Origin of the sequence: Peribacillus muralis (assembly GCF_001645685.2) — a bacterium.
Lineage (GTDB): Bacteria > Bacillota > Bacilli > Bacillales > DSM-1321 > Peribacillus > Peribacillus muralis_A.
The window spans coordinates 2,009,732-2,030,934 of sequence record NZ_CP017080.1 but is presented as its reverse complement, the minus strand read 5'-3'; the positions used below and the strand labels follow the sequence as shown (position 1 = coordinate 2,030,934).

At 41.2% G+C, this 21,203-nt stretch carries 22 protein-coding genes; 9 read left to right on the top strand and 13 right to left on the bottom strand.

The window, feature by feature from the left end:
* Positions 1-62: 62 nt before the first annotated feature.
* The 4 genes from tkt to yneA form a co-directional block, all read right to left on the bottom strand.
* A complete protein-coding gene (gene tkt, locus ABE28_RS09965; RefSeq protein ID WP_064466218.1) occupies positions 63-2,066 on the bottom strand; it encodes a transketolase in 2,004 nt (667 codons plus the stop codon).
* Between the two features lie 233 nt (positions 2,067-2,299).
* Positions 2,300-2,533, bottom strand: coding sequence for a DUF896 domain-containing protein (locus ABE28_RS09960; protein WP_064466219.1), 234 nt, complete (start codon positions 2,531-2,533; stop codon positions 2,300-2,302).
* A 64-nt stretch (positions 2,534-2,597) separates the two neighbouring features.
* Positions 2,598-3,254: a YneB family resolvase-like protein gene (locus ABE28_RS09955; protein WP_064466220.1), complete on the bottom strand. Its 657-nt coding sequence runs from the start codon at positions 3,252-3,254 to the stop codon at positions 2,598-2,600.
* Positions 3,255-3,266: 12 nt separating this feature from the next.
* Positions 3,267-3,578 (bottom strand): cell division suppressor protein YneA, encoded by a 312-nt coding sequence (yneA, locus tag ABE28_RS09950; protein WP_064466221.1) that lies wholly within the window; start codon positions 3,576-3,578, stop codon positions 3,267-3,269.
* A gap of 157 nt (positions 3,579-3,735) precedes the next feature.
* On the opposite strand from yneA, the gene lexA reads away from it, so the two are divergent.
* Positions 3,736-4,359: a transcriptional repressor LexA gene (gene lexA, locus ABE28_RS09945; protein ID WP_061141706.1), complete on the top strand. Its 624-nt coding sequence runs from the start codon at positions 3,736-3,738 to the stop codon at positions 4,357-4,359.
* 182 nt (positions 4,360-4,541) lie between these two features.
* Here lexA and ABE28_RS09940 read toward each other — a convergent pair whose 3' ends face one another.
* A complete protein-coding gene (locus tag ABE28_RS09940; protein WP_064466222.1) occupies positions 4,542-5,156 on the bottom strand; it encodes a glucosaminidase domain-containing protein in 615 nt (204 codons plus the stop codon).
* 249 nt (positions 5,157-5,405) lie between these two features.
* Between ABE28_RS09940 and ABE28_RS09935 the strand changes: the two genes are divergently transcribed.
* Complete coding sequence (locus tag ABE28_RS09935; RefSeq protein WP_064466223.1) at positions 5,406-5,693, top strand: hypothetical protein; 288 nt, start codon at positions 5,406-5,408, stop codon at positions 5,691-5,693.
* A gap of 161 nt (positions 5,694-5,854) precedes the next feature.
* Here ABE28_RS09935 and ABE28_RS09930 read toward each other — a convergent pair whose 3' ends face one another.
* The 3 genes from ABE28_RS09930 to ABE28_RS09920 form a co-directional block, all read right to left on the bottom strand.
* A complete protein-coding gene (locus ABE28_RS09930; protein WP_373921338.1) occupies positions 5,855-7,390 on the bottom strand; it encodes an esterase/lipase family protein in 1,536 nt (511 codons plus the stop codon).
* A gap of 596 nt (positions 7,391-7,986) precedes the next feature.
* A complete protein-coding gene (locus ABE28_RS09925) occupies positions 7,987-8,184 on the bottom strand; it encodes a hypothetical protein (protein WP_064466225.1) in 198 nt (65 codons plus the stop codon).
* Positions 8,185-8,319: 135 nt separating this feature from the next.
* Complete coding sequence (locus tag ABE28_RS09920) at positions 8,320-8,544, bottom strand: helix-turn-helix transcriptional regulator (protein WP_064466226.1); 225 nt, start codon at positions 8,542-8,544, stop codon at positions 8,320-8,322.
* A 134-nt stretch (positions 8,545-8,678) separates the two neighbouring features.
* Here ABE28_RS09920 and ABE28_RS09915 point away from each other — a divergent pair, with 134 nt between their 5' ends.
* The gene (locus tag ABE28_RS09915; RefSeq protein WP_064466227.1) at positions 8,679-9,317 is read left to right on the top strand and encodes a LexA family protein; all 639 of its coding nucleotides are present in this window, start codon (positions 8,679-8,681) and stop codon (positions 9,315-9,317) included.
* 1,046 nt (positions 9,318-10,363) lie between these two features.
* On the opposite strand, the gene ABE28_RS09905 is transcribed toward ABE28_RS09915, so the two are convergent.
* A complete protein-coding gene (locus ABE28_RS09905; protein WP_064466229.1) occupies positions 10,364-11,053 on the bottom strand; it encodes an N-acetylmuramoyl-L-alanine amidase in 690 nt (229 codons plus the stop codon).
* 288 nt (positions 11,054-11,341) lie between these two features.
* On the opposite strand from ABE28_RS09905, the gene ABE28_RS09900 reads away from it, so the two are divergent.
* The 4 genes from ABE28_RS09900 to ABE28_RS09890 all read left to right on the top strand — a co-directional run bounded on the left by ABE28_RS09900 (position 11,342) and on the right by ABE28_RS09890 (position 14,547).
* Entirely contained in the window at positions 11,342-12,409 is a 1,068-nt protein-coding gene (locus tag ABE28_RS09900; protein WP_064466230.1) for an ATP-binding protein, read from the top strand.
* A gap of 57 nt (positions 12,410-12,466) precedes the next feature.
* On the top strand, positions 12,467-13,399 hold the full coding sequence (locus ABE28_RS09895) for a phosphotransferase family protein (protein ID WP_064466231.1): 933 nt from the start codon (positions 12,467-12,469) through the stop codon (positions 13,397-13,399).
* Positions 13,400-13,501: 102 nt separating this feature from the next.
* Entirely contained in the window at positions 13,502-13,822 is a 321-nt protein-coding gene (locus tag ABE28_RS24465; RefSeq protein ID WP_083232025.1) for a CotD family spore coat protein, read from the top strand.
* Positions 13,823-14,040: 218 nt separating this feature from the next.
* Positions 14,041-14,547 (top strand): AAA family ATPase, encoded by a 507-nt coding sequence (locus ABE28_RS09890; protein ID WP_064466232.1) that lies wholly within the window; start codon positions 14,041-14,043, stop codon positions 14,545-14,547.
* A gap of 205 nt (positions 14,548-14,752) precedes the next feature.
* On the opposite strand, the gene dnaN is transcribed toward ABE28_RS09890, so the two are convergent.
* Positions 14,753-15,886: a DNA polymerase III subunit beta gene (gene dnaN / locus ABE28_RS09885; RefSeq protein WP_064466356.1), complete on the bottom strand. Its 1,134-nt coding sequence runs from the start codon at positions 15,884-15,886 to the stop codon at positions 14,753-14,755.
* A 504-nt stretch (positions 15,887-16,390) separates the two neighbouring features.
* Between dnaN and ABE28_RS09880 the strand changes: the two genes are divergently transcribed.
* Entirely contained in the window at positions 16,391-16,720 is a 330-nt protein-coding gene (locus ABE28_RS09880) for a DMT family transporter (RefSeq protein WP_083232024.1), read from the top strand.
* Positions 16,721-16,744: 24 nt separating this feature from the next.
* The gene (locus tag ABE28_RS09875) at positions 16,745-17,092 is read left to right on the top strand and encodes a DMT family transporter (RefSeq protein WP_064466233.1); all 348 of its coding nucleotides are present in this window, start codon (positions 16,745-16,747) and stop codon (positions 17,090-17,092) included.
* 109 nt (positions 17,093-17,201) lie between these two features.
* On the opposite strand, the gene treR is transcribed toward ABE28_RS09875, so the two are convergent.
* The 3 genes from treR to treP all read right to left on the bottom strand — a co-directional run bounded on the left by treR (position 17,202) and on the right by treP (position 21,141).
* Positions 17,202-17,915 (bottom strand): trehalose operon repressor, encoded by a 714-nt coding sequence (gene treR / locus ABE28_RS09870; protein WP_064466234.1) that lies wholly within the window; start codon positions 17,913-17,915, stop codon positions 17,202-17,204.
* Positions 17,916-17,930: 15 nt separating this feature from the next.
* Positions 17,931-19,610: an alpha,alpha-phosphotrehalase gene (gene treC, locus ABE28_RS09865; protein WP_064466235.1), complete on the bottom strand. Its 1,680-nt coding sequence runs from the start codon at positions 19,608-19,610 to the stop codon at positions 17,931-17,933.
* Between the two features lie 79 nt (positions 19,611-19,689).
* Entirely contained in the window at positions 19,690-21,141 is a 1,452-nt protein-coding gene (gene treP / locus ABE28_RS09860; RefSeq protein ID WP_064466236.1) for a PTS system trehalose-specific EIIBC component, read from the bottom strand.
* Positions 21,142-21,203: the final 62 nt, after the last annotated feature.

Sequence of the window (21,203 nt, the reverse complement as noted above, 5' to 3'; positions counted from 1 at the left end):
TCTCTTAATTAAAAGATAAAAAAAACTGACACCAAACTAGTTGGCGTCAGCTCCGTTTACGATTATTTTAGCAATCCTTTAACACGAGCCACTACATTGTCAACAGTGAACCCGAACTCTTCCATGATCTTGTTGCCTGGTGCAGATGCTCCAAAGTGATTGATGGCCAAAATTTCACCCTCATCACCTGTATAGCGATCCCAGCCAAACGGTGAAGCCACTTCAATGGCCAGACGTTTTTTCACGGCTGGATTGATGACACTTTGTTTATATTCTTTGGATTGCGTTTCAAAACGATCCCATGAAGGCATGCTGACAACAGAGACATCGATTCCTTCTGCTGCTAATGCTTGCTGAGCTTCCACAGCCAAGTTCACTTCACTACCTGTCGCAAGAAGTAAAGCATCGGCTTCTGCTTTCTTGGAAGCGGAGATGATATAAGCCCCTTTAGAAACACCGTCATAAGCATTTTTCGCAGTGTCTTTAATTGTTGGCAATCCTTGACGAGTAAGTACAAGGGCAGTTGGCTTATTTGTGGACTCCATGGCCACTTTCCACGCCGCTGCCGTTTCATTACCGTCAGCTGGACGAATTACGCCCAAGTTCGGCATCGCCCGTAATGAAGCCAATTGTTCGATAGGCTCATGTGTCGGACCGTCTTCCCCTACTGCAATGCTGTCATGAGTGAAAACATACGTTACAGGTAGCCCCATCAGCGCTGCCATCCTTATGGCTGGACGCAAGTAGTCAGAGAATACAAAGAAAGTTCCCCCGTACACTTTAAGTCCACCATGAAGCGTCATCCCGTTCAAAGCCGCTCCCATTGCAAATTCACGAACACCAAACCATATATTTCGGCCACTGTAATTACCCGGTAATAAATCTGTCTCACCTTTAATGGCAGTGTTGTTCGATCCAGCTAAATCTGCTGATCCACCGATGAAGCTAGGCATCCTTTTGGCAATCGCGTTTAATACTTCTCCACTGGACGCACGGGAAGCCAAAGTTTTTCCTTCTTCATAAACCGGAATGTCTTGATCCCATTCAGCAGGCAGCTCACCTTTGATTGCCAGTTCCAATTGTCCGGCTAATTCAGGATGTGCTTCTTTGTAATTCTTGAACAATTCGTTCCAAGCTTCTTCTTTTTTCGATCCAGCTTCTACACAGGCTTGTTTGAAGTGAGAATACACTTCCTCTGGAACATGGAAATCTTCCTCGAACGTCCATTTGTAAGCTTCTTTAGTCAGCTTCAGCTCATCTGAACCAAGCGGAGCGCCATGAACTGCCGACTTACCTGAACGGTTTGGAGAACCATAACCGATAACTGTTTTCACTTCTATTAAGGTCGGACGAGCATCATCAGTTTTCGCTTCTTCAATCGCTTTCGCAATTTCCTGAAGATCATTTCCATCCTCAACACGGATATATTGCCAGTTATAGGATTTGAAACGTTCTGCTACGCTTTCACTGAATGACTGACTTAAGTCACCGTCAAGGGAGATATCATTGGAGTCATATAAAACAACAAGTCTGCCAAGTTGAAGATGCCCAGCTAATGATGCCGCTTCAGCAGAAACGCCCTCCATTAAATCTCCATCTCCGCAAATGCTATATGTATAATGATCGACAACATTATAAGAATCACGGTTATAGCTTTCTGCCAGGTGGCGTTCGGCCATTGCCATCCCAACTGCCATCGCAATCCCTTGTCCTAGCGGTCCAGTCGTTGCATCTACACCGGCAGTATGCCCAAATTCAGGATGACCTGGAGTTTTACTGCCCCATTGACGGAATCCTTTTAAGTCATCAATGGTTAAGCCATAGCCCGACAGGTGAAGAAGGCTATATAACAGCATCGATCCATGTCCTGCTGAAAGAACAAAGCGATCCCTATTGAACCAATCCGGATTTTTTGGGTTATGATTCATATATTCAGTCCATAGTTTATACGCCATCGGCGCTGCACCCATCGGCATCCCTGGATGGCCAGAATTAGCCTTTTCAATTGCATCGATCGATAAAGTACGAATGGTATTGATTGAGAGTGCATCTAATTTATCTAACATATAGTAAAACATCCCTTCCTGTAATGTACCTCTTTATATTATAGTGACCCGCTGAATATCACAACTAAAATCACTATTCGATACCAATATTATACATACTTTCCCAAAATTAAAGAATTCCCCTATTTAGATTAAACTAAATAGGAGAATACATACATGAAAGCAATCTCTTTTAGAATTAAAGGCCAAAAGAAACTTCCAATGGAGAGTTTCCCATCAAGAAAGTCCCAACATTAATGTAAGTTTCTTTTTTCTTTAATATCTTTTATTTTTTGTGGAGTGACGTCGTTACCTTCAGTATCGATCACTTTAACGTGTTCTAACGTATCGGACATGGATCGCCTGAAAGTCTCAAGATACTCGCTTCTTAATTGTGTTTGCTCTTTTGCCTCCGTTTCCGTCAAGCCAACTCCTTTAGCTTTTTTGGAAAGTTCATTAATTCGGGACAGTTTTTCTTTTGATAGCATAATTTCGCTCCTTCATATGTGCTGATATTGTCATGGTATTAAAAAAGAAGCGAAATTACAAGTTCTATGATTGACTTTCCTCTGTATTTTGCTGGTGCTCAAGAAAACGGCGGTTCACGGTAGCTTTTGATACTTTGTAGCCAAACCCCCTTAAGGTGGCTGCTATTTCTGCAAACGTCAATCCGTTTTCACGGAGTTTAATGATTTCTTCTACTGGAATCTCCTTGCGGTCCCTTCCAGTGGCATTCCTTTGGTTATGTAGATTTTTTTGAGGACGATACCCTTTTTCGACGGCTCTTAACATCCCGCGTTTTATTTTCAAATTATGTAGCTTCCTTTGATATTCCTCCACGATGCCGACTATTTGGATGACCATGGCATCCGAATCCGATAATTCAAGTTCCCCATCGTGTGAAAGCGTATAAATTTTGACATCTTCTTTAAGGATGACGTGGAAAAGGGCAATTTTCGCGTTTCCTCTTCCAAGTCTCGTCTCGTCCTGGATTAACAGAACTCCAGCTTCCTTGGCTTTAAAAAGATCAAGCATGTCAAAAATCCCATCACGGTTTAGCTCATATCCGCTAGCCTGCTCTTTTATAATCTCGACAACTTCCACATCCATCTTCCGTGCCAACTTGACTAGTTCGTCTTCCTGCCTTGCCAATGATGTTTCCTGTGTCTGTTTTTCCGTGCTGACCCTACAATAGATTACTGCCTTCATAATACCCTACCTTCACTGCTGACTGGCCAGATTCTGAACAAGCTTTTCTCCTTTAACCGGTATCACGATTACTTGTCCTGGTTTAATCGAATCCGCACTGATACCATTATGCTCCTCTATCCAACCAATGAATTCTTTTTTTGTCAAATTAGCTTCTTCATATTCTTCGGCGATTCCCCATAAAGTGTCGCCTTCACCTACCTCTATAGATAGAAAATCCTTTTTTGGATCACCGTTTAATGTGCAAGAGAATAAAATTGAAAAGATGAATACCGATCCTGCTAATAGAATCGTATAAATATAATTTTTGTATAATTTTTTCATAAATAATCCCTCCAACGCGAATGTTCGTTCGTATGATATATTTAAATTATAATACGAACACCTGTTTCAGTCAACAACAAAATTCGAACTTATGTTTGTATAGAATACGGCTCCATGCTATAATGAAGCAAAGAAAAATTGGGGAAGAGGTGCACATATGACTAAACTATCAAAACGGCAGCAAGATATTCTTGATTTCATTAAAGAAGAAGTCCGCCTGAAAGGGTATCCACCATCCGTAAGGGAAATCGGTGAGGCAGTTGGGCTTGCATCAAGCTCAACCGTACACGGACATTTATCCCGCCTGGAAAGCAAAGGACTGATCAGACGTGATCCAACCAAGCCGAGGGCCATTGAAATCCTCAATTTAGAGGATGCCAACAATATACCGAAAGCCAATGTCGTAAACGTTCCATTACTTGGTAAAGTGACAGCCGGCATGCCGATAACGGCAATAGAGAACATAGAAGAGTACTTTCCACTTCCCGAAAGCATGGTACCGCACGATGATCATGTATTCATGCTCGAAATCATGGGGGAAAGTATGATAGAGGCAGGAATTCATGACGGCGATTATGTCATCGTGAAGCAGCAAAGCAGTGCCAATAATGGAGATATCGTCGTGGCCATGACTGAAGATGATGAAGCCACTGTAAAACGATTCTTCAAGGAACCGGATTACATAAGGCTGCAGCCTGAGAACTCAAATATGGAGCCTATCATTTTGCGGGATGTATCGATACTCGGAAAAGTGATAGGTTTATATAGGCAAATACATTAAAAGCGCTGATTGCGCTTTTTTTGTTGTTTCTTAATCTATGTATAGAACTCTCTCATTATGCTCAGGAAAACTAGTTTTTTGGATAAGATCTTTTTACTGGATAAGTCCGCATATACCCGCTACTATGCGAGCGGCATACAAAAAAAAGAAAGCAAGTGCTTGGCACTCCCTCCCATTAACGCTCATTTCACTCTTAATCTTTGGTTTACTTTGATTAAGTTAAGATCGGCCAGCCCGTTCCATTGCTGAATCTGAACTTGGGTTGAACCATATGCCTTGGCAATCGCAGAGACGGTATCCCCTTTTTTCACGATATGATAGACTTCTTCGACCGTTAAGTCATACTTGGTCAATTCACTCATTTCTATCAGGTTCACCAGTTTTTCAATATATTTCGGATCTGTGGCAAAGCCCGCGTCGAATATTGCCTTGATAGCCTTTTTATAATCTTTTTCACCTATGACCGCCGTATATAGGTTTCTATTCCACGAAGTACCAAATGCATACAGAGTGGCAAGGTCGCGAAGACTTTCGTCCCATGTCGGGTACTTTCTGAATTTGTTCCTTACTTGAACAGGTGCTCCATTGACATATTCAATCGTTTGTATAATGATGGATTGCCCTTTATATTCACCTTTCGTACCGAATATATTTTTTCCTTGCTTAGCTAAAGGACTTGTCCCATAGCCACTCTCTAAACAAGCTTGGGCAATGATGACTGAAGGTAAAATTTTAAACTCTCCATAAATATTCAGGGCATAGGGTGCAATTTCATCGATGAATGTTTCCTTGCTCATTTCAACCTCCCGAAAAGAATTCCTTAACATACTCATGCACAGCCTTCATTCATATCGTATTCATAATCTTGAGAAAGGTTACAGGTTGTCCATTCTTTTGACTTCTGGAATGATAAGATTTTTAAAATTCAGAGGTAACATACGAACAAAATGCTTCATGATTGGCACCTTCCATTTAATGAGAGTATAAATTGCTTTCAAATGGTGAAAATTAATTTTGAACGACTTCTTACATAAGGTGGTGCACCTATGGATTTCCCTACCATCCATACAAACTTTTGGGATGCTGTAATCGCAATACCTATCATCATGATTGTGACACAGCTTGTGAAGATCATGTTTCATATCCCGCCTAAATTCATCCCTACCATTGCTTTGGGACTTGGTTTATTCATTTCCATTTTCATCAGCCATCGACATCATTTGGTTGCGGGCATATTCATGGGCTGGTTTTACGGATATGCAAGCATCGGCAATTACGCTGCCCTTAAAACTGGCATTTTATCTTACCGATTATCCAACCAAAAGCCGGATTGAATATACATGGAACCTAGAATGGACTGCCTATTCCTCCCTCACTCCATATCATCCGTCAATGCTTTATATTCATCGATTCGGGACGTCCATTCCCCCTCTAGCTCCCTCATTTCAAACAAAAGATGCCTTTTAAAATAAAAGGCATCTTTAAAGCTAACCTGCTATTTTTCAATATAGACTGACCGGATGAGGGTACGTATTCGTTCTGTACCATTTGCGTTTTTTTCCTTAACATCGATCGTTACATTATAAACGCCAGTTCTGGGTACTTGTGGAAGTGTTCCTGAAAAATTTTCATTATCCTTTATATGAATGGGGGTTGCTGCGCTGATTTCCTTACCGGATTCATCCATTAAATGAACCTTAAAGGTTGTGAGTGCTGGTTCTTTTTTACCTTTGAGCGGTTTCTTGATGGAAAATCCAGCATCCTTTTGTTTAACCCTTCCAGGCATGCTTAATGTAACCGGGTCCAGTTCGTCAAATTGTGCCAATAGCAAGTATGCGTCATTAAGGGCCTTCGTTTTCATCCGCACTTTCCATGTACCAATTTCCATCTTACTTTTATATAATGTTTGGATGGTCGCTCCATTAAAGAAGGACGTTTCATTTTGTTCAGCATATGTGACAGGTGAAAGTGAATACCTTTTATTGGAGGGAGATACCACTTCGATTTGTACATCCTTTGAGGCTGTATATATGGCTATAGTGCCTGGTACCGCTTCATCATCCACACGAAAACTTTGTTCATTCCACACATTTTGTTGCAGGTAGCCCCCGTGAACGGTTTGCGAGAGCGCAGAAGTGATGATATTATCCTCCGCTTGCAGTTTGCTTTGGATATCCATATTAGGAACAAGCGCGACGGTAGCACTTCTTAAATAGGGCTCAATTCTTGAAAATACGGAAGATCCCATGCGAATGTTATCGTGATCCAAGCTTGGATCGGTAAATAAATGTTTTCCGTAAGGTATTTTGCTACTCCAAACATTCACTAGCCCATCGTTATCTCCATAGGCGGATAAATATTCTCCACCTAGTGATAAAGCAGTCAACGCCGGGCCTTTATTCATTCCAGCAACGGTGAAATACATGTTTTTCCGGGAGTTCATATGGTTATCTATGGCAGAACGAAACTCAGCCATCTTCCCTACCTGCAAAGAATAGGTTCCTTCATCTTTTTGGCCCAGCAGTGATCCTAGCCAGCCTGCATACCAGCTATATGCCAAATCAGCGAGATTCGACCCATGGTGTGGGGAGGCTAACGTGATGACTCTGCCTACATATTGGTATGCTCCATAGTGTACTAGAGCAGCTTGAGTATCTGGCCCCCCCTTGCTATGTGCAATGATATTTACTTTTTCACCATTGAAATGGTTGCTGATATCCTCTAGCATGGACGCTAACAGTCTCCCGTTGGCATATTGACTAGCGGATCCGTTTCCGGCAGAATCATGAAGCTGAACGAAAACGGTTTGATAGCCCGCTTCATATGCTTTGGTATACATATCATTGATTCCATGATAACCCGTTTCACCATACCAGCTGCTAGCATTGCCATTTTTTCCTTGAACAAATACGAGCGGAGGCTTATTTACGTCATGGTTGGGAGGAGTACTCCCCAAAAACCAATCACCAGGGCTGAATGTTTCGGCGGGTGGTTTGAGTTTCCCAGCAGAGGTCATGCCTGGCTTAACCATTATCAATAATGTTACGATGAGAATTAGAAAAAAGACATAATTGATTACATTGCTTTTCACTTGTTTTCTCCTCCAATATCCTTTGCTTTTTTGAGAGGTCTACTGACAAGCCCTCTACTTGATTCTTCTTAAGTATTCATTCATTACTATTTGTACGTTTGTCACCCATTACCTGCCATTTCCATTAAAGATGGGAGAAAGAAACTAGGTAAAGTTCATTCATATGGTGAAAAAGTCGGACGCTTTTGCTGCCTCTCAAAACAAAGGCAGTCGATTTCCGAGCTCTTTCTCAGCTCGGAGCGTGGCTCATAAAATAAGAAAAAGCCCTCTCCTGAATAGGATAGAGGACTTAACTACTATTAAGCTTGCTGACTGCCCATTTCTTCGAATGTGCCATTGTCCATATACCCTCATCTTGGTGTTCGAAAATCCAGTTTCCATGAAAAAAGCCGGCAGTAATAGGTTTTGGCTATGAATTGGCTATCATCGAATGGATTACACCTACAGTTTTTTTTACCTTTTATTAAGGATGGAAGCACTTTTAATGCAATGATGAAAGGCTTGACTATTATTTTCACGACGCTCTCCATACGATGTCAATATTTTACACTAACGACAGGTAAATTGATTTCAATGATAAGCTCGTCCCTACGATTGTATAATTTGTATACTCCATCATGTTGGATTATATCCGCGATAACTTCCCCGCCAACTTCATTTCCAATCGAAATAGTGCTAACATCAGCTCCAGCCATAACCTCAATAGATTCAATTTCTCTTTCCACTCTGTTCACCTACTTCCCATCCCCAGCAGATTTGGATAACTATGGATTTTTGTATTCCATCGGTACGTTAGTGGTGCTCATCATCATATTGTCCATCTCCGGCTTGCCCTCTCTTTCGTCACTGCACAGATTTCATTCGAGTCCTCAACTACATTTAAAGTGTATATCAGGATCAAAAAAAATGATATCGTCAATAGAAAAACCTACACATTCAGCAAACATATACGCTTTATCAACCCTTAGCGGAATCTTATATTGTTCATAATCAATGTAAGTCCTCTTGGCCATTCTTAGCACTTTAGCCATTTCATCCTGGGTTAAACCTTTATACTTCCTAGCTTGCTTAAGCGTGAATTTAACCTTTGTCATATCTTGTCACCTCCTGTATAAAAAAATAATATCACACCTCAAGTATAGTTACCAACAATTTTTTGTAAAATTCACGCACTATGAGTTTACTCACTTTCTCTCATGGTGTATATTCAAATGAGAGGTGAAGAAATATGCACATTGGTGAACGGATAAAAATTCTAAGAAAAGAAAGAAAAATGACACAAGAAGATTTGGCAAAGGTATTAAAGGTGGCCCCGACTGCGGTATCCGCCTGGGAATCCGGCCGAAATAAACCTTTAATGGATAAGTTGAGCATAATGTCCACTTGCTTTGATGTACCGCTTTCTCACCTCGTTGATGGAACATCAGTCGTCAAAAATGATCCTTCCATGGAATTTCTAAACGAAAAGAATGTTAGATTAATTGGTGTTTATGGAAACATCCCTGCTGGAGAGCCTAATTTTACGAACGAATATATAGAAGCCTATATGCCGACATTGAATTCGATGCTTAAAAACAATAAAGACTATTTTTATCTGCGAGTAAAAGGAAACAGCATGAATAAGGAGTTTAGCGACGGCGCTTTGATCCTTGTTGAAAAGACCAGCTACCTGAAGAACGGAAATATTGGCGTAGTTTTGGTAAATGGATATGAAGCTACAGTCAAGCAGGTGAAGATGGCAGAAGATACGATCACCCTCATCCCTTGCAGCACTGATCCTTTCTATGAGGAAAAAACCTACCATATCAAAAATGATCGCGTCAAAATATTAGGAAAAGTGGTTCAAGCCATTAAAATATATGATTGATTTCATTTTGTTCTTATCTCTTATACGATTAACCTAAGTACAGACCTTTGCCGGGTTTGTACTTTTTTCATTCCAAATAGGAAAAATCAGTTCAGATAAGTGTTTATGTCATTCAACGAAGCATTTCTTACAGGAGTAAAGGAGTGAAAAACAATCCCTACCTATTATGATTCAACAACTCGAATTGCCGCCAGGACATTGTGTTTATTCAAGTCAATTTCCTGAACTGATGAAGGATTTATTACCAACATAAACCATCCCAACTATCATATCCACTTTTTTTATTTTCCCTGCTTTTGTTTATCGGCGAAGCATAGTTTCCATATAACCAAATGACTATATACTAATGGCCATCAATTTCTTTCCATAAATCAAGCAATCTTCCATTATTCACTTCACAGTGTTTTTAAAGGATCGTATAATCGAAAGATGGATAGATGACTCTGTAGCTCTAGAAGGGAAGAGCGCCGGAAAACATTGTAGCCACCGGGTCTTAATGTAAAGGGTTTCAGAAGCACCGAAAAGCAAATCAGCTGAGACAGGTGTAATTCCTGTCGGTGAAAATCCGTAGGGAAGCGTGTTCCGCCCTAACCTATGCTTACGAAAGGAGTGCGGGTTCGAATCCCGTCAGAGGCATTTTCAAAAGCAGGCATTCACGGCCCGAGCCATTCTCTAATATGAGAATGGCTCTTCCCAATTACTTCTCCCACCTCCAGTTACATATGAATTACTATCCTTGCCAATATATAAAGCTCCTTATGCCAAAACATCCAAAGCTGAAGGCAATGGAGATTTCATCTTCACTTTATTGCACAGAGTTGGAAGAGCTAGACTGTCGCTTTGGAAATGGCGTCTACGTGAGAGAGGCCGCAGGCGCCAAGCGAGCTCTGACTAACCTTTGGATAACTGCAGTGAAAAGGAACGGGTACCTAAAGAAAACTGCGGACAAACTCCCTAACCTCTGAGTTTGTTCGCAGTCTGAGCTTGCTTTAGAGTCATTCACTTGCAGTTAACACTCCGCTCACCCTGTCAGCATAAGGACGATTTTATTTCACTCGTACTTTCTGGTTTACAACAATGGTGTACTGGCTATCAAGATCGTTCCAATCTTTAATCTGTTGAACTGTAGTGCCATATGCCAGGCTTAAAGAGTATACGGTATCCCCACTTACAACGGTATGATATACCGCTGTATTTTTCTTTTTAAGGTTGAAGCATTTGACCAAACCGTTTACATGTCCGCGAGCCAGGGCTTCGATAAAGGATGCCGTTTTTAACTTGGCTGCATCATTGGCATTGTCGACAAAGCCACTTTCAGTTAAAAGTGCAGGCATGTCCGTTTCACGGAGTACATGTAAATCCCCCGTTTTTTGGCCCCTATCCGGAATATTGATCAATTTCATGACCTCAGCATGAATATTATCCTGATATGTTTTCGTCTCCTGGCTCGTAGATGTATAAATATAATCCTCATATCCAGTACCGCCGCCAGCATTAATATGAATGGCGAGATAGAAGTCGGCGCCCCACCCGTTCGCTTGATTGGTCCGATCGCTTAAAGAAGGGAATGTATCTGATGTTCTGCTCATCTTTACAAAAACGTTCGTATATTCGATCAACAAGATATCCTTGATTCGAGTCGCGATGGATAAAGTTAAGTCTTTTTCCTTCAAGCCATTTCCTACCGAGCCTGGGTCTGTACCGCCGTGTCCGGGATCAATAAATATTTTTACCATTTTAATCACCTCTATCAATCATATGTAATAAAATGATAAATGCTTGTACACGTACACTAGCGGTCAAAAAAATCTTTGGTTTATGAATTTTTTTTGACTTTGTTCATTTGTTCAAATGATGATTCCTCCTTTATGTACGTACCTCCCATAAAGGATGCATTTGATACATTCTTAAAAAGCTTCCTTCTATTATTTTACTTTGGTAAAATCTTAACAAGAACTTCCATCAATAGTGGTCGTAATGTCATATTCGTTTCACGATACATATTCTTTTATTGGAGCTGAAATATGGAAAAGTATGATAAAAGGACTTTGGATAATCACTATCGAGACCTTATCCCAAGAAATGGATTTTTATTTAAATTCATAAAAAAAGATAACGACTTTATACACACTTTCGTTGAGGGGGATTTCATTACTAATTCCATCACGCCAACCGCAATGGTCATCGGCAAAAAATTGACTGACTTTTTACCAATGGAACAAGCCAATAGGAAACGAAGGTTTTATGAGATAGCCTGGCATGGGGAAACAGTGAATTATGAAGGGGAAGTTGGTGGTATTCATTACGTAGCGTCACTGAACCCTTTGATGGTGGATGGTGAAGTAACGGAGGTCATCGGAACGGCAATCGATATCACCGATAAAAAAAGAAATGAAAACAAGATTAGGGAGCTGGAAAAATTAGCTGTAGTGGGCGAATTAGCTGCAGGTATAGCTCATGAAATCCGGAACCCGCTAACTTCAATAATCGGTTTTACCCAAATCATAAGCGAAAAGATTGACGACGCGACCATTCATGAATATCTTGGAATCATGATGAGGGAATTGGACAGGATCAACAGCATTGTGAATGAATTCATGTTTATCGCAAAGCCTGATGAAACGATGAAAGTCAGTACAAACCATATCAATGAGCTTATTATACATGTCATTAAATTCATGGAACCACAGTCAAATTTGAAAGGTATCAGGATCATTTTTGAATCTCAAGCGGAGGCGATTACAGCCATATGCGATCATAACCTACTGAAGCAGGTCTTAATAAATCTTATCCAGAATTCCATTGAAGCTACTGATGAAAACGGTGAAGAAATCAAAATAACCTTGGAACGGGTATCCGCTGATCAATATGCCATTCATATTAGGGATAAAGGTACCGGAATGACTAGCGATAGGCAACAAAGGTTGTTCGAACCCTTTTACACAACTAAGGAAAAAGGAACCGGATTGGGACTGATGATTTGCAGAAGGATCATCGAACTGCATCAAGGCACGATTGAATTCAAAAGTGCTCTAGGGGCCGGAACTGAAGCTGCGATCAGGTTGCCCATAAAAATAGAAAGCTGCGAGTAGACAGCGGGATCAACACTCCAAGAAACTGCAGTTCATTGAAAAAGGAGTGTCATAGTAATGTACAGGGCACAAGAAGCTACATACCTTGAACTATTGGTTCAGAAGTTGGATCAAGCAAACAAGCTTATTCATTCATGGGAATTAAAAGGCGGAATGTCTGCGCAAGTTACAGGTTTGAAAATATTACAGCCTACAGGAAGAATCATGCGGATGATCGTTCGTCAGCATGGCGAAAATGACTTGAAGCGGAATCCGAATATCGCTGCGGATGAATACAGGCTTTTAAAATTACTGGCAAATGAAGGGTTGTCCGTACCAACACCATATTATTTCCAACAAGCAGGGGGAATTTTTACTAAATCATGTTTACTTATTGAATATATGGAGGGCAAGCCAGATTTTTCACCCGCCAATCCAACGCTTTATATCTTCCAGCTGGCAGTTCATCTAGTTAAAATCCATCGTCTCGAATATGACCATCTTGATCTCTCTTTTCTGCCTGACCAGAATGAATCCTATGTAAAAATGGTGCAGGCAGGAAAGGAAAATACGGACGAAACATTAAACCTGAGCTTGATCCGCAATGTGTTGAAATCAACCCAGCCATTACCCGCCCTGAATAAGGACGTGATCCTTCATGGAGATTATTGGCCAGGAAATATATTATTCATCAACGATCAACTTACTGCAGTAATCGATTGGGAAGACGCAGCCTTAGGCGATCCTTTGGCTGACTTTGCCAATTGTCAGCTTGAAATACTATTTCATTTTGGTGTGAAGGCTATGGATGACTTCAGCGATCATTATGAATCCATGATGCCAGGCTTAAATATGTCCAATCTACCATTCTGGCAATTATATGCTGCATTACGGTTATCTTCATTTCCTGAATGGGGCTTGGAAAAAAGCAAGGAAAACATCATGCGGGAACGACACACCTCATTTGTTCATCAAGCATTAAACTTAATTGGTAAAAGGCAGGCCCCATAAGCTAAGGAAAATGAGAACCAAGGGGATGTTTTTTTAAAAAAGGCATTTATACTAGTCCCTTTGCCATTTCTTTTCATAAGCTATTAATGACTAAAAATAATTATGGGAGGTGTTGAAATGTATAATAAATCATGGGGGCTCCCTCCCGGCAATCAACGGCCAGCGCAATGTTACCCACCGCAGAACATGCCTGTACAGCACGACCCGTCCCAAACTTCCCCAACAAGGCACTATGTTAAAACGAATATCATTAATACAGTCATTCCGGTTTTTCACCCCGCACATACCACTACCGTAAATAAACACGTCATCACATACCAACATTATTTCCCATATAGGTGCAACGGCGTGAACGAGTATTACCCCCAAGGCTTTGGTTATGCTCCTCCAGGTCACAGTTATTCAAGGAGCAGATTCAGATAATAATTGCCCAAAACCCCAATATGGGGTTTTTATTATGAACCAACCGCCATTTTCCAGTACGTGCTGTCTTTTGTCCAACTATCTCGTAAAAAGCACGCAAGTTTCTTTTTCCCTCTAGGTAAATGGAAGATGCGATTCCAAAAAGCAAACATATGATACATAAGGTGAAAAAATCCTAGGGATATCAGTAATCCTATCCCTTAACACATTGGAAGGTGATGATCATAACTTACCCTCTTTTTATTGTGACTGGCATTAGTGGTTCAGGTAAATCAGCAACCTCATTGGAACTACAGAAAATCATGGTTGATTTAAATGTTAATGTTTTTGATATGGATTTAATTGTAAATGATGAAAATTATCAACAAGCTTGTGATAATTGGTTAAAAATTGCCTATTATAGTGCATATTCCGGACGATATACCGTTTTATTTGGCCATGTACCTGATCCATATAATATAGAAATTTGTGACCATTTCCCTTTTTTTTCCCCGGTACATTACCTACATCTCTATTGCAACGACGAAGCACGCACGGAGCGATTAACGGCACGTGGAAAATGGACGGAAAAAAGCATTGAATATATGAATGCACTATCAGAGAAATTGGTTCTTGAAGCACAAACCTCATCGCCACCTATCCCTGCAATAGATACATCCTTTACCTCTCCGTCCCAAGTGGCCAAGCTAATTAAAACATGGATATTGAAAAATTTCCCTAAATAAAGGTGCGATGTAGCAACCATATAAGCACACGGAATCTTTCATTGAAGATATTCCATATTATTTTTTGCCTTTCCAAGAAAAAAGGAAATGTCTTTCCTCGAGGGCAATAAAGGACAAGTTTTTCTTATACATGACCGTTTATTATTTATTGAATGGATATCGCTGACGAAGATCAATGGTATCCATCTTTCCTTCCGATGGAAGTTCACGAAGATCTAACTGGTGAAATGAGATGAAAATGGGAAGCAGCACCATTGCCAGGTTCAATTAGAACTGGTTTCACTGCTCCGCTAATACTTAGTTTAACCTCCTTCTCCTTTATCACTTTCAAGGCGTCCATCAAAAAATATCCATTAAGTGTTATGCTAACCTCCCCTTCTCCTTTGATTGACTTGATGGTTTGGTATTCTTCTATTTTCCCGCATTCCGTAGAATTTGAAGAAATTCGTAATTTGGTACAATCCACAATTTCTAAGTGAACATTGTTATTTCTCCCACCCCTTGCAAAAAGGCAAGCTCTATCGATTCCTTTTATTAGTTGATCAGTGTCCACAGCGATGACCGTTTTCGGATCCTTTGGCAGCAATCCCATTACATTGGGGTAACTGCCTTCTATCAACCTGGAAAAAAGTGAAATATGGTTTGATTTAAATCCGATGTAGCTTTTCGAAATAATAATATGTACAATATCCTCCCCCTCATTCATTAGTTTTGTCCACTCATTAAGGCTTTTACTAGGGACGATAAACGAACCAGTAACCTTCGTTTCCAGCGATAGCTCACTTGATGCCAAGCGATGCGAATTCGTTGCCACGCATGATAGCACGTTGTCCCGGAATGTCATGTTGACTCCTGCCAGGACAGGCCTGGACTCGCTATTGGATACGGCAAAAGCTGTCTGTTTAACGATTTCCAGAAATTCTTCACTGCGTACTTCAATCGTAACGGCATCATCAAGCAGCGGGAGATCAGGGTATTCCCCGGAATTGAGTCCATTAAGATCCGTGACAATTTCAGCGGATTTTATCGTTACTGAATGGTTTGCGTTAAGCTTAACATGGATATCATCGGATAACTTATAAATGATATCCCTTAAATATTTTGCAGGCAATACGACACTTCCCTTATCATTCACCTCTAATACCCTTACTCCATCAATCATACCGGGAATGGCTTTTTCGATGATAATATCTGAATTGCTGCCAATGATGAGTAAGTGATTGTCATTTGCGACTATTTTAATTCCTGATAAAATGGATGCAGTTGTTTTTAAGGAAATCGCATGCCCGACAGCTGAAAGAGCTTGATGAAAACAGTTTTTATTTACTCTAAATTCCATAAGGTCCCCCTTGAATTCGTTTATAAAACTCAATTCGACAAATTCCCCAAGAATCCTTTTTGACCTTTTATCACGAAGCGATAGCTGGATGACACGCTCTTTTATGAACATTCAATTTTTCAAAAACTTGGTGACGTACACTTCTTCCATTGAAGAAGATAGGAAATGAAACTCATGACAGGAAACCTATCGATATGGACAGGATCCAAAGGCTCTTGTTTCATTCACCTGCTCCTTCATTGTGATATATTGAGCATTAGTTAAGTTCAACTAGACGAAGCTGATGAAATAGAAATTTTTTTCCAAGGTCTGGAAAAGACGGATGATTAGTGGTATCACGCAGAAAAGGGCGCAGGATATGATAGTAATCACATTTGGATGGTATCCCAAACAATGATTGGATACCATAAAAGATCATTGAGAGGCGTTTCACATGGCTCCGTGTTAAAATGCTTATGGAAGTAATTTAGGAATTCATGAAAAGCAATATAGGGGGAGTTCATTTTGAATCCATATGCATTTTTGGCAATTGCTATTGTAAGTGAAGTGTTTGGCAGCTCCATGTTAAAAGTATCGAATGGCTTTAAACGGTTTTTCCCTTCCATAGGTGTGTTAATCGGAATGGGTCTAGCCTTTTACTGCCTTTCCATATCCCTCATAACCATTCCGCTTGGTACGGCGTATGCGATTTGGTCTGGAATCGGAACTGCATTGACTGCTTTAGTGGGGGTATTCGTTTATAAGGAAAGCTTCAATTTGAAAAAATTCATAGGTTTAGTCCTAATCATTGGCGGAGTCGTCATTTTGAAGCTTTCAGCTGATGTCTCTCCTTAACATCGATAAATGGGAGGAAAAAGAATGAAAGGTTACATTGCTCTGGGAATATCCATCATAACCGAAGTATTTGGTACGACCATGCTTAAGTTATCTGATGGGTTCAATAATTTAATCCCCACGTTAGGGGTTATCATAGGATTTGGTACGGCGTTTTATTGCCTCTCCTTATGTCTTAAAACGATTCCGTTGAGCTTGGCCTATGCCATATGGTCCGGAATCGGCACCGCTTTAACTGCATTGATCGGCGTTCTGCTCTGGGATGAACCATTCAGTACACTTACGTTAGGCGGGTTAATCTTGATCATTGGCGGGGTCACTTTATTGAACGCTTCCCATTCTTCGAAGGAAGCAAGGAAATCAACTAACTGAATGTGATTCGTGCCCGGGTTTACTTTAGGCAAAAAGAGGGTTCGGAAATCTTAATTTCCGAACCCCCCTTTTTGCCCATATTCGTCATGGATAGATGCTGCCCAGGGCTTTACCAAGTGCGCCGTGCAAAGTCGGTGAACTTGAATTTATCCGGCCTATGCCTGGATTCGCTATACTGAAACAAACTTCCATCCATTAAATGGACCGTACTTCTTACAACCGCGACCATATCATAGTCTTCCATATCCAAGAGCTGTTCATCTTCTTCACTGCATGGCTCCACGGTGATTTCCTTATTCGAAAATCCAATCTGGAGCCCCAGCTCACCTTCGATATATCGATAAATCGAATCCTCACAGATTTCCTTTGTCAGCTTGGGTACGAGCTCACTGTTGAAATAATCTTTATCGAGGATGATTTTTTTGCCATTGATTTGCCGAATACGAAAAACCTTCCATATTTCCTTATCATTCGTTAGGTCAAGATGCTTCATCATGTTTGAGCCCGGAGACTCAAGCTCCAGCGTATGAATGATCGTTTTGGAATGCAAATTCAGCTTCTCCGCCATTTCCTTAAAGGAAATCAGGCCTGCAACAGGAAAATTGAATTTGTTGATATCGAGCACAAAAGATCCCTTGCCTTTGATTTTGTGAATATACCCATTTTGTTCGAGCAAATTCAAAGCCTTCCTGACAGTATCTCTTGATATACCATACTCTGACATGAAACTGCTCTCGGAAGGCAGCTTTGCATTGACGGGAAACGTACCTTCTTCAATTTTTGCAATGATATCACCATATAGCGATATGTATTTGCTGTTCATTTCATCACCACAACATTATTTGTTAGTCTGCTTCCCCCTCCGCAACAAATAGACCACAGATTCATAGGGACGCAGCACACATTGATCTGTAAGCTCTTTTGAATCAGCGTAGTTGGAGAGTAGAAGCTCTGACTTGAAGCCTGACAGGTTTGCTTCCTTTGGCATTTCGAAAAACGCTTCTTTTGCATAAAAATTATTGATGACCAAAAGCTTCTCATCTTCATGACTGCGAATATAAGCGAATAATTCGGGATGTTCGCCAAGGATTTCCTGGTATTCCCCATATGCAATGATATCATGTTTCTTTCGTAAACATATAAGTTTTTGGTAATGATGGAAAACCGAATCTTGATCGCTCAGCGATTGCTCAACGTTGATCGCCTTTGCATGATCTGGTACTTGAATCCAAGGCGTCCCCATCGTAAAGCCTGCATGCTCCGCATTTGCCCACTGCATCGGGGTTCTGGAGTTGTCACGGGATTTAGCTTGAAGTATTTCCATTATTTCTTCTTCATCTTTTCCTTCTTCTTTTAAAATATTGAAATAGTTAATCGATTCGACATCACGATATTGTGCGATTTCCGTGAACTTCGGATTGGTCATCCCAATTTCCTCGCCTTGATAAATGTAAGGCGTTCCCCTGAGCATATGAATCGCTGTTGCCAGCATCTTGGCCGATTGCTTTTGATATTCACCATCATTCCCAAACCTGGACACTATTCGCGGCTGGTCATGGTTGCACCAGAAGAGGGCATTCCACCCGTTACCTTCTTGCATGCCGTATTGCCAGCTGCTCAGGATTTCCTTTAACATCCTGAAGTCAAAATCGGCAAGAGACCACTTTTCACCATCCATGTAATCCACCTTAAGATGATGGAAGTTGAATACCATTGAAAGCTCCTTCTCATCGGGAGCGGAATATTTGATGCAATGGTCGATTGTCGTCGATGACATTTCACCGACTGTCACCACATTTTCTTTTCCGAACGTTTTTTCATTCATTTCTTTAAGATATTGATGGATTTTGTGGCCATCCGTATAAAAGGAGCGTCCGTCCCCTTCCAAATCATTCTCGAACAAGTCGGGTTTGGATATGAGATTGATGACATCCAAGCGAAACCCTTTCACACCTTTTTCCATCCAAAAGTTTACAACATCGAAGATTTCTTGCCTCACTTTAGGATTTTCCCAGTTTAGGTCAGCTTGTGTACGGTCGAACAAGTGAAGATAGTATTCATCAAGTTCTTCAACATATTCCCATGCCGGGCCGCCGAATTTCGAAAACCAGTTCGTAGGCATCTCGCCGTCGCGCGATTTCTTGAAAATATAATAATCCTTATACTCCTTATCGCCTGCCAATGCTTTTTGGAACCATTCATGCTCTGTTGATGTATGGTTGAATACCATATCCAGCATGATTTCCATTTTCCTTGATTGGGCCGCCTTCACCAATCTCTCGAAATCATCCATGGTCCCAAACGCTGGATCGATGGCCATATAATCAGCAACATCATAGCCATTATCGTTTTGCGGTGAGCGATAGAATGGGGTCAGCCAAATATAATCGACTCCCAGTAATTCGAGATAATCCATTTTTTCAATCACACCATTGATGTCTCCGATGCCATCGCCGTTGGAATCCTTAAATGATTTCGGATAAATTTGATACACGGTGCTTTTTTTAAAATCCTTCATTGTAATATCCTCCTCTGTTTCGATCGTGCTTTTACCAGTATGCTAAAAAAAAGAGGGAGACTTCTCCCCCTTTGCATGGTTACGCATTTAATTTCGTTGGTTTCGTTCTCGTTTTCAAATTCATTTGAGGCCGCTTGGAAAAGACGATGGTCAAAACGAACGGCACGATGAAGGCAACCAGCATCGCCACTGCAAACATTCCCATATGCTTTGGCTGGATGGAAAGGATACCGGGTATCCCACCAACACCGATGGAGTTGGCCATCACACCAGATCCTACGGATACGATGCCTGCAAACATCGAACCGATCATACCGGCCAGGAACGGAAAGCCATATTTCAAGTTAATGCCGAACATGGCTGGCTCGGTTACACCGAGATAGCATGAAATCGTGGCTGGGATCGACACTTGTCTCTCCTCCTCGTCTTTCCTGTTGATGTAAATCATCGCAAGTACAGCCGTACCTTGGGCAATGTTCGATAAAGCGATCATCGGCCAGAGGTTCGTTCCATGTATTTCACTCATAAGCTGAAGATCGATGGCATTTGTCATGTGATGCAAACCTGTGATGACTAGCGGTGCATAAGCAAAGCCGAAAACGGCAGCGAATAGCCAGCCTAAAGATGAAGTCAGACCAGAGTAAACAACCGTAGAAATGACTGTGCCGATTTTCCAGCCTATTGGCCCTAAAATGGTATGTGCAATGATAACGGTTGGAATTAAAGCAAAAAATGGAACGACGATCATGGAAATGGAGTTATGCACTCGATCTCTCAGGAACCGTTCTAAATAAGCTAAAACGAAGCCTGCCAGTATTGCCGGAATGACCTGGGCTTGATAGCCGATCATATCGACTTGGGCGAAACCAAAATCCCAAAACGGGATGTCACTTGCCTTTGTCTCAGCCACGGCATATGCATTAAGAAGCTGTGGAGAAACGAGCGTCAAACCAAGGACGATGCCGAGAATTTGCGTGGTGCCCATTTTCTTCGAAATGGACCACGTAATCCCAACCGGCAGAAAATGAAAAATAGCTTCGCCAATCAGCCAAAGGAATGCATGGACCCCTGACCAAAATTGGGAAATCTCCACAAGCGTTTTCGTGCCATCATCGAACATTTTAATATCGCCGATGATATTGCGGAAACCAAGAATGAGTCCCCCGACGACTATGGCTGGAATCAGCGGTGTGAAAATATCCGCAAGATGGGCAACCAAGCGCTGCAGCCAGCTCATATTCTGTTTAGCTGCTTCTTTCACATCTTCTTTTGATGCTTCCTGCAGGCCAGCTAACGAAACGAATTCATTATAAAAGGATGATACTTCATTGCCGATGATGACCTGGAACTGGCCGGCTTGTGTAAAGGTTCCTTTTACTAGTTTAATCGATTCAATATTCGTTACATCCGCCTTTGCTGTATCTTTCAGTACGAATCGCATTCTTGTCGCACAATGCGTAACCGTGGCGATATTCTCTTTCCCTCCGACATATTGGAGCAAATCCCCTGCTGGTTCTGTGTATTTACCCATTTGAGTACTTCCCTTCCTTAGAAAGTAAAATTTATTAGTCCCCCAAACCTGTACGTACAAGA